Source organism: Actinomadura sp. NPDC048394 (assembly GCF_040651755.1).
In the GTDB taxonomy this organism is placed as follows: Bacteria; Actinomycetota; Actinomycetes; order Streptosporangiales; family Streptosporangiaceae; genus Spirillospora; species Spirillospora montaniterrae.
The window spans coordinates 62,556-75,026 of the sequence record NZ_JBEZJL010000021.1 but is presented as its reverse complement, the minus strand read 5'-3'; the positions used below and the strand labels follow the sequence as shown (position 1 = coordinate 75,026).

Sequence of the window (12,471 nt, the reverse complement as noted above, 5' to 3'; positions counted from 1 at the left end):
GTGCGTACCGGGTTCTGGGCGGTGGAGGTGCCGGCGGGGGTGCGGGCCTCGTGGGCCGTCTTCGATGTCGCGGCGGGGCTTGCGGTGGCGGAGCGGCGGCCGGCGGAGGTGTTCCGGTCGGCCTCGGTGGTGAAGGTGCTCCTGGCGCTCGACTTCCTGCGGGGGCGGGTGGTCGACGGGCGGGACCGGGAGATGGTCGAGGCGATGCTGCGGGCGAGCGATGACGCGGCGGCGGACGAGGTGTGGGAGCGCGGCGGGCAGGCGGAGATCGTCGAGCGGATGGTGAGGCGGGCCGGGTTGCGGGAGACGGTGCCGCCGCCGCAGGACATGCCCGGGTGGTGGGGGTACACGGGGATCAGTGCAGGCGATGTGGTGCGTACTTATCGGTATGCGTTGGGGGTGCCGGAGGGGCGGTTCGTGTTGGAGCAGTTGGGGCGGATGGGGGAGAAGGGGGCGGACGGGTTCGATCAGGTCTTCGGCATCGCGGGGGCGGTGCCGGGGCCGTTGGCGGTCAAGCAGGGGTGGTCGGGGTTCGAGGACGTGCCGGACCGGCGGCCCGCGCCGGAGGAGCTGGGGCTCGGACGGCCCGCGTTGCACACGACCGGGGTGGTGGACGGGAAGATCGTCGCGGTGCTGACGCTGCATCCGGAGGGGACGTCCGCGGAGGCGGCGGCGGGGTGCGTGACGGCGCTCGCGGGGGCTGTGATGCAGGTCACAGAGGTGGGTAGGGGTTCGTTTCCGGAGGGTCAGTGAAAGCGGTCCTATTGGGGCGAAAAGAAAAAGCCGGGTAAAGATCCGGACTGGTAACGAAGATGGTGGCGAACGGACCTTCGCCGACGTATGTAGCTTTTTCTCCCAGGCATGAAACGCCGAACGGGGGACTGGGGTGTCGGAAGCGGACGGCACGTGGGGACCGCCTGGAGTGCACGCGGCGGACCTCGAGGGCCTGCGCGGGGCGGCGCACGACCGCGCGGTGCTCGCCGAGGCGCGGGTGATGCTGGCCCGGCGGCTGGGGGTCCCGCCCGGGGAGGCGCTGCAGCACCTCATCTGGCTCGCCCGCGACCTGGAGATGGAGCTGCCGGAGGCGGCGGCCATGGTCGTCCAGGGCGGCGGCGTCGGTGCCGAGGGCGCGGTGGTGGCCGGGCGGCGGCCGCCGCGCGCGGAGGACACCGACCGGCGGGGCGTGGTCTCCGAGGCCGAGGACCTGCTGCACCGGCTGGCCGCCGAGGACACCGGGGGCGACGCCGAGCTCATCGAGGGGCTGCCCGCGGATCCGGTGGCGCGGGGGCTGCTGGACGGGGCGCTGGACTCCGCGGCGCACCTGGTGCCGGTGCGCGGCCCGGACGGCGAGGTCCAGGACTTCCTGTACGCCGAGCTGAACGAGGCCGCCCGGGACCTGTTCGGGCGGGGCGCCGAGGAGCTGGCGGGGCAGCGGCTGCTGCGGACGGATCCGGGGGCGGCGCTCAGCGGGCTGTTCGAGGACTACGTCGCGGTGCTGGAGGGCGGGACGGCCCTGGACCGCGACTCGATCATGTACTCGACCGTGCAGGGCGGGCTGTCGCGGTCGTCGCGGATGAGCGTGCGGTGCGTCCAGGTGCCGACGGGCGTGTGCCTCACCTGGCGGTACCACTCCGGTGAGGACCGCAGCGCGCGGCGGCTGGAGCGGGTGGAGCGGCTGGCGCTGATCGGGTTCGGGGAGTGGGACCTGGTCACCGGGCAGGCGGACTGGACGCCGCAGATGCTGGCGAACTACGGCCTCGGGCCGGACGAGGTGCCGCCGGCGCCGCACGACCTGCCGAAGGTGGTCGCCGACGACGACCTGCCGCTGGTCGAGGAGGCCGTCCAGACGATGTTCTCGCGCCGGGAGCCGGTGGAGGCCGAGCACCGGGTGATCGGCAAGGACGGCGCGCCGCGGCATCTGTGGGTGTTCGCCGAGCCGGTGCTGGACGACTCCGGGCTGCCGGTGTCGATCAACATCGTCTCGCAGGACATCACGCGGCGCCGCGGGGTGGAGCGGGCGCTGGCGGAGACGCGCCGGCAGATGCTCAAGCAGCAGGCGCGGACGGCCCAGGAGCGCAAGGTGGCGGTGACGCTGCGCCGGGCGATCCTGCCGGACGAGGGCGAGGTCGAGCGGCTGCCGGGGCTGCGGGTGGCGATCCGCGCGCTGGCGGCGGAGAGCACGGCGCGGATCGGCGGGGACTGGTTCGCCACCCGGGCGATGCCGGACGGGCGGGCGCTGTTCGCGATCGGGGACGCGGCGGGGCACGGCCTCCCGGCGGCGGCGTCGATGGCGCGCAGCCGGAACGGGCTGCTCGGCCTGTCGTGCACGGGGGAGTCGGCGGGGCAGCTGGTGGGCTGGCTGAACGAGCTGGTCGGCAGCATGGACCCGCCGGCGACGGGCACCGCGATCGTGGGCCATTACCGGCCGGACCGGCGGGTCATGGAGTGGACGTGCGCCGGGCATCTGCCGCCGATCCTGGTGCGGGACGGGCACGCCGAGCCGCTGGAGGTCTATCGCGATCCGATGCTCGGCGCGCTGCCGGATTGGGAGTACACGACGATCTCCACGGAACTGCGGCCGGGGGATCTGCTGTTCCTTTACACCGATGGCCTGGTGGAGCGCCGGGACACCGATCTCGACGAGCGGATCGAGCGGCTCACCGGAATTCTGCGGGAGTCGTCGGCGGGGCCGGAACTGGCGCTGGACGAGGTCCTCGCGCGGATGGAGCACGACCGGGCGGCCGACGACACCACGATGTTCGCCCTGCACGTGGAGTGATCATCGGCAGGTCAGGACCGCTCTGAGCTGGAGTGATGTAGGACACACGGGCGTGTGTCCGGTGCCGCCCGTGTGATCTGCGCCGCCGTGCGCGCCCGCCGCGGTGAAGGGCGGCGGAGCCGGGCGCCTTTTGATCATTTTACCTTTCCCGGGTCGCGGTGCCGTGCGGGGAATCCCCTATGCCGTAAGGGTTCGCGGCGGTCCGGAGAAAGATCGGGAAGGGGTGGCGGCCGGAGGCGGTTGAAGCGGGGTTGGAACGGCGTTGAGCAGGCAAAAGATCCTTTTGCGGCTGGTTTGCTTTTCCGCAGGAGGTTGGTACCTTCTTGCACGAATCACGCAGCGCGTTCCATGCGTTGCACGCCGGCCGCTTCCATGCGCGGCCGAGGGTCGCTGAGCGGAATCCGCACGCGACGCGCGCCACACGATGCGCGCCCCCTCGAGATCAGTCGCTGAGATACATCCGAATATCCGGCACCGCGACCCGCGGTGCGAGGCCGAGTCCGTCCAGGTCCATCCGACCGGACGGAGCCGGGGACCCAAGGTTCCAGGGGTGAATCGGCGCGTCCGCGCGCCGTAGGGCTCTTCCATGCCCGAATCCGTCAGCTAACCCGGTAGGCGTCATGGGAGACAAGGAGATTCCCTGCATGACCGGTCGTTTCGATCGTCTTACCAAGAGCATCGCCCCCCGACTGAGCGCGCTGCGCCTCACCGGCGCCGCCCCCCGCGCCGCGCTCGCCCGCATGAGCCCCGAGGACCGGGCCGTGGGCGTCGCCGTGGCGGGTGTGATGGCCGGGGCGGTCGGACTCGCGATCTTCAACCCCCTGACCGGGGACACCGCGTCCGCCGAGACCCCCGCGCAGGCCGCCGCCGCGGCGCACCGCGAGAGCGCCGCGACGGGCACGTCCGAGCACACCGGGACCGAGCGCGCCGGGACCGAGCGCGCCGCCCGCAAGGCGTCCCGCACGGTCGCCGCGTCCACCGTGATCAAGCTGGCGAAGTCGCAGCTCGGCGAGGGGGAGAGCCGCAACGGCTCGACCAAGTACGCCGACTGGTACGCCTCCACCCGGCACGCCGCGGTGACCGCCCGGCGCGACGGCGGGACCGTCGGCGACTACCGGGGCGCCGAGTGGTGCGACATGTTCGTGTCGTGGCTCAGCGCGCAGACGGGCGTGAAGAACATGGGCTGGGACGCCTACACCGTCCAGCACGCCTCGTGGTTCGAGAAGACCGGCCGCTGGGGCGACATCGCCAAGCCCGGCGCGGTCGTGTTCTTCGACTGGCAGAACGGGTCCAGCGGCGGGATCGACGGCATCGACCACGTCGGCCTCGTCGTCAAGGACAACGGCAACGGAACGATCACCACGATCGAGGGCAACACCGACAACGCCGTCAAGGAGAAGGTCCGCGACAAGTCCGAAGTCGTGGGTTACGGATACCCCGACTACGCCAAGTCCTGATCATCCGTCCCGCTCGGGATGATCAATTCCTGCGGATCAGAGGCGCCCGGTCCCGAACCGGGCGCCTTTGGCGTTCCCGGGGTGGTCTGCCGTGACCTGTCGGGTAATGCTAAGCATTGACAGCTTTTGATCTGGGTTGGCCCTCGCCGCCTCCTTGATGGAAAGGAATCCCTGGCACGCCGGAGTAGCGGAAGGGGATGCCCATGCGGGTGCGCCCGGATGTGAGCGTGGTGGTGATCGCCTACAACGACGCCGCCCGGCTGCCGCGGGCGGTCGCCTCGTCCCTGGCGCAGTCGCTGGGCGGTGTCGAGACCGTGATCGTCGACGACGCGAGCACCGACGGCACCGGCGAGGCCGCCGACCGGCTCGCCGCGGCGCATCCCGGCCGGGTCCGCGCGCTGCACCTGCCGGTCAACTCCGGAGGCTGCGGCCGCCCGCGCAACGTCGGCGTCGAGCGGTCGGACGGCCGGTACGTGATGTTCCTCGACAGCGACGACCTGCTGGACCGGCACGCCTGCCTCAACCTGCTCTCCGCCGCGCAGGAGACCGGCGCCGACCTGGTCTCCGGGCTCTGCGACCGGGTCTTCCTGGACGTGCCGAAGGGCTCGAAGGACCGCGTCCGGCCCTGGTACCCGTGGCTCTACCAGCGCAGCGCCGTGTACGGGTCGCTGGAGGAGAACCCCGACCTGCTCTACGACACCCTGTCGACGAACAAGCTCTACCGCCGGGGGTTCCTCGAGGACGGCGCGCTGCGCTTCGTCGAACGGCTGCACTACGAGGACCTGCTGTTCAGCGCGGAGGCGTACATGGCCGCCGCGCGCACGGCCCTGATCCCGCACCGGGTCTACAACTGGCTGGTCCGGGACCGGCAGGTGATGCCGTCGATCTCCAACCGCCGTGACGAGCTGGCCAACTTCGCCGACCGGCTGGAGATCCACCGGCGCATCGACATGCTGTTCGAGCTGCGCGGCGCGGACGGGCTGAAGCGCGCGAAGGACGCCAAGTTCGTCAACCACGACCTGCTGCTGTACCTGCGCGAGCTGCGGGACCGCGACCCGGTGCACCGGGCCCGGTTCCTGGACCTCGCGGCCGGCTACCTGGCCGGGCTGGACCCGGTGGTGTTCGAGACGGCCAACCCGCTCGCCGCGATCGCCGCGTTCCTGGTCAAGGAGGGCGACCGGGACGGGGCGCTGGCGGCCGCCGAGTACCTGCCGGGCGGGCGGTCGGACCTGCGGGCCCGGCTGGCGGAGCGGGACGGCCGGATCTTCTGGGGCGGCGGCCCGCCGCGCGGGGACCTCGGCCGCCGCGTCCTGGACGTCACCGACTTCGGCTTCCACATGTGCCCGCTCACGGAGCTGCGGCCGGCCGCCGTCGTGACCCGGCTGGAGATGCGCGGCGGCCGCGCCCGCATGGCCGGGCACGTGCTGAACCCGCTCGACCGGATCCCGCGCGGCGCTTCGCTGTCGGCCTCCCTGGAGTTCCGCGACCGGCGGCGCGACGCCCGCCGCGCCCGGGTGCCCGCCGAGATCGTCCACGAGGGCGGCCGGCTGGAGTGGCGCGCCGAGTTCGACCCGCGCGCCCGCGTCCGGCCGATCGGGTTCGTCGACCCGGTGTGGGACGTGCGGCTGCGCGTGAAGGTGGACGGCGAGGAGATCGTCACCCGGCCGGGCGAGTCCGCCGGAACGGGCGCCGCGGGCGGGCCTGACCTGCGCGGCGTCGGGCTGCCCGTCCGGCCGAGGCTGACGCGTCTCGCGGGCGACGTGCTCCGGTCGTACGTCACCGAGGGCGGCCACCTGGCGTTCGCCCTCGCGACCGACGACCCGCGGACGCGGCGCGCCGCCACCGCGGTCGCCCGGGTCGCGGGAAGCCCGCCGGCGCGGACGGGCTGGCGGCGCGCGCGGCGGCTGGAGCGCTCCATGCGCCGCACGCTGGCGTCCGGCAGGACGAAGGCCGCGGTGTTCAACCGGGTCCTGACCCGGCTTCCGGTCCGCAGGGGCCTCGCGGTGTTCGAGAGCCATCTCGGGCTGCACTACTCCGACAACCCGAAGTACATCTACCGCGAGCTGCGCCGCTCGGACCGCCCGGTCGAGGCGGTGTGGTCGTACGCGTCGTCGGCGAAGGGCTTCCCGTCCGACGCGAAGCTGGTGAAGCGGGGCTCGTGGCGCTACCACCTCGCGCTCGCGCGGGCCGAGTTCTGGATCGACAACCAGGGCTATCCGGAGGGCCTGTGCAAGCGCCCCGAGACCACGTACATCCAGACCTGGCACGGGTCGGCGTACAAGCTGATGGGGCTCGACCAGCCGCTGATGAAGAGCGGGCCCGCGTCCGACCGGACGAAGCTCGCGCGGATGGTCGACCGCTTCGACTGCTTCCTCATCCGCTCCGGGCACGACGCGGACACCCTCGCCAAGGGGCTCGGCGTCCGGGCGGAGCTGCTGCCCGCCGGGTACCCGCGCAACGACCCGCTGGTCAACGGCGTGGACGGGGACCCGGAACTGGCCGCCGAGGTCGCCGCCCTGCGCCGCTCGCTCCGGCTGGACGACGGGCGCCGCGCCGTCCTCTACGCGCCGACCTTCAAGACGGGGCCGAAGGGCAGGCCGGTGAAGCTGATGGAACCGCCCGTGGACCCGGCGCGGTTCGCCCGCGAGCTCGGGGACGAGATCGTCCTGCTCGTCCGCCCGCACTACCTGTGCCGGGCGAACCTGCCGCCGTCGGCGGCGCGGGCCATGCGGGACGTCGGGGACGTCGCGGACGCGACCCTGCTGCTCCTGCTCGCCGACGCGCTCGTCACCGACCACTCGTCGATCATGTTCGACTACGCGCTGCTGGACCGGCCGATCGTGCTGCACCTGCCGGCGGACGGCGAGCACGACACCGGCTACTTCGACCTGGAGGAGCACGCGCCCGGCCCGGTCACCCGGACCGAGGACGAGCTGGTCGCCGCGCTCGCGGACCTGGACGCCGCCGGGTCCGCGCACGCGGCGCGGCGCCGCGCGTTCGCCGCGCGGTTCGGGGAGCACGACCGCGGCACCGCCGCGCGCACCGTCGTGGACCGTTACTTCGGAGAAAGGAGCGCCCATGGTTCCCACCGGAACCGCTGAGCACGCACCGCGCGACGTCTTCATCGTCTGCAACAACGTCGACGAGATGGGGGGCCTGCAGCGCTGGGCGCACCACATGGCGCGGATGCTGGCCGAGCGCGGCGACCGCGTCACGCTCGTCGGGATCGTCCGCGGGCCGGACCGGCACAACCACGGCCGCGACGGCTCGTACAGGGTGGAGGTCCTGCACGACACGTGGCGTCCGCCGGTGCTGGAGTGGCGGCCCGAGCGGCTGCGGGACCGGGTGAACGCGGCGGCGCGCGGGCGCGACGTGTGGCGGTCGGCCGTGCAGCGGCGCGGCGCCGCCCGCCTGACCCGGATGTTCGCGGCGGCCCGTCCGGGCGCCGTGGTGATCGTGCCGCAGGTGTGGGCGATGGAGTGGGTCCGGCGGGCCGGCACCTCCGGGCTGCGGGTGATCGGCATGAGCCACGAGTCGTACAAGGCGAGCCGCAAGTCGACCCGGTACCAGCGGGTGAAGCGGCACTTCGCGCACGTCGACCGGTTCCTCACCTTGACGCCGGAGGACGCGGACGCGTGGGCGAGGGACGGCATGACGAACGCCGACCACATCCCGAACGCGCTGCACGTCACCCCGGCCGTCTACCCGACGCTCAACCTGCCCGCGGTCGCCTGCGTGGGGCGGCTGTCCTACGAGAAGGGCGTGGACCTGCTGCTGGAGGCGTGGGAGCGGGTGCACGGGCGCCATCCGGAGTGGCGGCTGCACGTCTACGGCACCGGGCCGGACGAGGACGCGCTGCGCGAGCAGGCGGCCGCCGCCGGGCTGACCGGGTCGGTCGAGTTCCGGGGCGTCGTCGCCGACGTCGAGGAGGCGATGGTCGAGGCGTCGGTGTTCGCGCTGCCGTCCCGCGCGGAGGGGGTGCCGATGTCGGTGATGGAGGCGATGGCGTACGGGCTGCCGACGGTGGCGTTCGACTGCGCGCCGGGCGTTCGGATGCTGCTCGGCGAGCGGGGCGAGGAGACGGGCGGGCTGCTCGTGCGGCCGGGGGACACGGCCGCGTTCGCCGAGGCGCTGGAACGGCTGATCGAGGACCAGGAGCTGTGCTGCCAGCTCGGCGCCGAAGCCCGCGCGTCGGTGCAGCGCTTCCAGCCGGAGACGGTGCTGGCCCGCTGGGACCGGCTGTTCGACCTGCTGCACCGCGACCTCCCCGCGGTGCGGGAGCGCGCCGCGGGCGAGCGGTCCGCGGTGCCCGCGCCGGGGCTCGGGCAGCCCGCCGTACGGGCGGGCGAGGTGGAACCGGCCCTGGAGGCCGATTCTTTCTAACAACTGTTTGGTAGAGTGCCGGGCGTGAACGAGAACGAGTCCCCGGCGGACCGGGCGTTCCGCGCCGAGGTCCGCGGCTGGCTGGAGGCCAACCTGTCGGGCGAGTTCGCGCACGCGCGCGGGCTCGGCGGGCCCGGCCGCGAGCACGAGGCGTTCGAGGAGCGGCTGGCCTGGGAGCGGCACATGGCCGCCGCGGGCTGGACATGCGTGGGCTGGCCCGAGGAGCACGGCGGCCGCGGCGCCACCGTCCGGCAGCAGGTGATCTTCAACGAGGAGTACGCGCTCGCCGACGCCCCCGCCCGCGTCGGGCACATCGGCGAGAACCTGCTCGGCCCCACCATCATCGCGTTCGGCACCGACGAGCAGAAGGCGCGCTTCCTGCCGCCGATCGTCGCGGTCGAGGAGCTGTGGTGCCAGGGCTACTCCGAGCCCAACGCCGGCTCCGACCTCGCCAACGTGCAGACCCGCGCCGCGCTCGCCGGCGACCACTGGACGATCGACGGGCAGAAGGTCTGGACGTCCAACGCCCTCGAATCGGACTGGTGCTTCGTCGTCTGCCGCACCGAGCCCGGCTCGTCCCGCCACCACGGCCTGTCCTACCTGCTCGTCCCGATGAAGCAGGACGGCGTCGACATCCGGCCGATCGTCCAGCTCACCGGCACCTCCGAGTTCAACGAGGTCTTCTTCGACGGCGCCCGCACCGACGCCGGCAACATCGTCGGCGCGCCCGGCGAAGGCTGGAAGATCGCGATGGCCACGCTCGGCTTCGAGCGCGGCGTCGCCACCCTCGGCCAGCAGGTCGGGTTCCGCCGCGAGTTCGAGGGCGTGCTCGACCTCGCCCGCCGCACCGGCGCCATCGACGACCCGCTGCTGCGCGACCGCCTCACCCGCGCCTACATGGGCCTCGAGGTGATGCGGCTGAACGCGGTGCGCACCATGGCGGGCGTCGCGTCCGGCGCCCCCGGGCCCGAGTCGTCGATCTCCAAGCTCGTCTGGGGCACCTGGCACCGCGAGCTCGGCGAGCTCGCCATGGACGTCCTCGGCGCCGCCGGGATGGTCGCCGACGGCGAACCGTACGACCTCAACGACTGGCAGCGGCTGTTCCTGTTCTCCCGCTCCGACACGATCTACGCCGGGTCGAACGAGATCCAGCGCAACATCATCGCCGAGCGCGTGCTCGGTCTCCCCAGAGAGGCTCGCGGATGACGCCGCCCCCCTACGTCCCCGGGCACGGCCTGCTGAAGGACCGCGCCGTCGTCATCACCGCCGCCGCCGGCGCCGGGATCGGCGGCGCCGCCGCCCGCCGCTGCCTGGAGGAGGGCGCCCGCGTCCTGATCTCCGACGCGCACGAGCGGCGGCTCGCCGCGTCCGCGCAGGAGCTGGAGAAGGAGTTCGGCGCCGACCGGGTCGCCGCCCTGCCCTGCGACGTCACCGACGAGGAGCAGGTCCGGGCGCTGTACGCGCTGGGCGTCGAGCGGTTCGGCCGGATCGACGTCGCCGTCAACAACGCCGGCCTCGGCGGCACCGCCGACCTGGTCGACATGACCGACGACCAGTGGGGACGCGTCCTCGACATCACGCTGAACGGCACGATGCGCTGCACCCGCGCCGCGCTGCGGATCATGCGGGACCAGGGCGCCGGCGTCATCGTCAACAACGCGTCGGTGATCGGCTGGCGGGCGCAGAAGGGCCAGTCGCACTACGCCGCCGCCAAGGCCGGCGTGATGGCCCTCACCCGCTGCTCCGCGCTGGAGGCCGCGGAGTTCGGCGTGCGGATCAACGCCGTCTCGCCGTCCCTCGCCATGCACCCCCACCTGGTCAAGGTGACCTCGGAGGAGCTGCTCGACGAGCTGACGCGGCGCGAGGCGTTCGGCCGCTACGCCGAGCCCTGGGAGGTGGCCAACGTTATCGTCTTCCTGGCCAGCGACTACTCCTCGTACATGACCGGGGAGGTCGTCTCCGTCTCTTCCCAGCACGCTTAGGAACCGACCATGAGTCCACGACGGCGCGACGCCGAGGGCACCGCCGCCGCCCGCGCGGAGCGGCGGGCCGAGCTGCTCGCCACCGCCGCCGAGGTGTTCGCCTCGCAGGGGTACTCCGCCACCACCGTCCGGAAGGTGGCCGACGCCGCCGGCATCCTCGGCGGCAGCCTCTACTACCACTTCGACTCCAAGGAGGCGATGGCCGACGAGATCCTGTCGACCTTCCTGGACGAGATGTGGGCGGCCTACGAGCGCGTCCTCGCCGCCGGCCTCAGCGCCCGCGACACCATGGAGGGCGTCATCGTCGAGTCGTTCCGCTCGATCGACCGGCACCGGCCCGCCGTCGTCCTCTACCAGAACGAGTCCAAGCACCTCGCCACCAGCGAGCGCTTCCACTACCTGCTCGAGTCGCAGCGCCGCTTCGAGACGATGTGGATGTCCCTGCTGGACCGCGGCGTCGAGGAGGGCGCCTTCCGCGCCGACCTCGACCGGACGCTGATCTACCGCTTCATCCGCGACACCGTCTGGGTCGCGGCCAACTGGTACCAGCACGGCGGGCGGCTGTCCGCCGACGACATCGCCAAGCAGTACCTCGCCATGGTCCTCGAAGGCATCCAGGCGAGCTAGCCCCGAAGGAGACACCCCCCCATGGCCGAGGCCTACATCGTCGAAGCGGTCCGCGCCCCCGTCGGCCGCAAGAAGGGCGGGCTCGCCGGCGTCCACCCCGCCGACCTCGGCGCCCACGTGCTGAAGGCGCTGATGGACCGCGTGAAGGTGGACCCCGCCGCCGTCGAGGACGTGGTGTTCGGCAACGTCGACAGCGTCGGCCCGCAGGCCGGCGACATCGCCCGCACCTGCTGGCTCGCCGCCGGGCTGCCCGAGGAGGTCCCCGGCGTCACCGTCGACCGGCAGTGCGGCTCCTCGCAGCAGGCCGTGCACTTCGCCGCGCAGGCCGTCCTCGCCGGGACGTCCGACCTCGTCGTCGCGGGCGGCGTGCAGAACATGTCGCAGATCCCGATCTCGTTCGCGATGACCGCCGCCGAGCCCCTCGGCTTCACCCAGGGCCCGTTCGCCGGCTCCAAGGGCTGGACGGAGCGCTACGGCGACGCCGAGGTGTCACAGTTCAACGGCGCCGAGATGATCGCCCGCGACTGGGACATCTCCCGTGAGGAGATGGAGGAGTTCGCCTACCAGTCGCACCAGCGGGCCATCCGCGCGATCGACGAGGGCCGGTTCGAGCGGGAGATCGTTCCGCTGGAGGGCGTCACCGCCGACGAGGGCCCGCGCCGCGACACCACCCGGGAGAAGATGGCCGGGCTGAAGACCCTCGTCGAGGGCGGCCGGCTCACCGCCGCGCTCGCCTCGCAGATCTCCGACGGGTCCGCCGCGCTGCTCATCGCGTCCGAGCAGGCCGTCAAGGACCACGGCCTCACCCCGCGCGCCCGCATCCACCACATCTCCGCGCGCGGCGAGGACCCGATCCGGATGCTGTCCGCGCCGATCCCCGCCACCGCGCACGCGCTGAAGAAGACCGGCATGACGATCGGCGACTTCGACGCCGTCGAGATCAACGAGGCGTTCGCGCCGGTCGTCCTCGCCTGGCTGAAGGAGACCGGCGCCGACCCGGCGAAGGTCAACCCGAACGGCGGCGCCATCGCCCTCGGCCACCCGCTCGGCGCCACCGGCGCCCGGCTGATGACCACGCTGCTGCACGAGCTGGAGCGCACCGGCGGCCGCTACGGCCTCCAGACCATGTGCGAGGGCGGCGGCCAGGCCAACGTCACCATCATCGAGCGCCTCTGACTCCCAGGGGGACGACCCCCTGGAACCCCCGTCACGACGGACGAGCCCGTGAGTATGGCTGAGGTTT

General features: G+C 72.9%; 9 protein-coding genes and 1 riboswitch. All 9 genes read left to right on the top strand.

The window, feature by feature from the left end:
• The 9 genes from AB0C78_RS17220 to AB0C78_RS17180 all read left to right on the top strand — a co-directional run bounded on the left by AB0C78_RS17220 (nt 1) and on the right by AB0C78_RS17180 (nt 12,404).
• The gene (locus AB0C78_RS17220) at nt 1–753 is read left to right on the top strand and encodes a hypothetical protein (RefSeq protein ID WP_360748355.1); all 753 of its coding nucleotides are present in this window, start codon (nt 1–3) and stop codon (nt 751–753) included.
• A 169-nt stretch (nt 754–922) separates the two neighbouring features.
• Nucleotides 923–2,779 carry a SpoIIE family protein phosphatase gene (locus AB0C78_RS17215; protein WP_360748352.1) on the top strand — a complete coding sequence of 619 codons (1,857 nt, stop codon included), beginning with the start codon at nt 923–925 and terminating at the stop codon, nt 2,777–2,779.
• Nucleotides 2,780–3,261: 482 nt separating this feature from the next.
• A riboswitch (cyclic di-AMP (ydaO/yuaA leader) is annotated at nt 3,262–3,413 on the top strand.
• Between the two features lie 10 nt (nt 3,414–3,423).
• Nucleotides 3,424–4,236 carry a CHAP domain-containing protein gene (locus tag AB0C78_RS17210; protein WP_360748349.1) on the top strand — a complete coding sequence of 271 codons (813 nt, stop codon included), beginning with the start codon at nt 3,424–3,426 and terminating at the stop codon, nt 4,234–4,236.
• A 203-nt stretch (nt 4,237–4,439) separates the two neighbouring features.
• Nucleotides 4,440–7,337: a CDP-glycerol glycerophosphotransferase family protein gene (locus AB0C78_RS17205; protein ID WP_360748346.1), complete on the top strand. Its 2,898-nt coding sequence runs from the start codon at nt 4,440–4,442 to the stop codon at nt 7,335–7,337.
• Nucleotides 7,315–8,619, top strand: a complete 1,305-nt coding sequence (locus AB0C78_RS17200) for a glycosyltransferase (protein ID WP_360748343.1) — start codon at nt 7,315–7,317, stop codon at nt 8,617–8,619. The genes AB0C78_RS17205 and AB0C78_RS17200 overlap by 23 nt, the downstream gene beginning before the upstream one ends.
• 24 nt (nt 8,620–8,643) lie before the next feature.
• Nucleotides 8,644–9,825 (top strand): acyl-CoA dehydrogenase family protein, encoded by a 1,182-nt coding sequence (locus AB0C78_RS17195; RefSeq protein ID WP_360748340.1) that lies wholly within the window; start codon nt 8,644–8,646, stop codon nt 9,823–9,825.
• Nucleotides 9,822–10,601: an SDR family oxidoreductase gene (locus AB0C78_RS17190; RefSeq protein WP_360748337.1), complete on the top strand. Its 780-nt coding sequence runs from the start codon at nt 9,822–9,824 to the stop codon at nt 10,599–10,601. Before AB0C78_RS17195 ends, AB0C78_RS17190 begins: the two co-directional genes overlap by 4 nt.
• A gap of 9 nt (nt 10,602–10,610) precedes the next feature.
• Nucleotides 10,611–11,228 (top strand): TetR/AcrR family transcriptional regulator, encoded by a 618-nt coding sequence (locus AB0C78_RS17185; protein WP_190858525.1) that lies wholly within the window; start codon nt 10,611–10,613, stop codon nt 11,226–11,228.
• A 21-nt stretch (nt 11,229–11,249) separates the two neighbouring features.
• Nucleotides 11,250–12,404, top strand: a complete 1,155-nt coding sequence (locus AB0C78_RS17180; RefSeq protein ID WP_360748334.1) for an acetyl-CoA C-acetyltransferase — start codon at nt 11,250–11,252, stop codon at nt 12,402–12,404.
• The last annotated feature ends 67 nt before the right edge of the window (nt 12,405–12,471 follow it).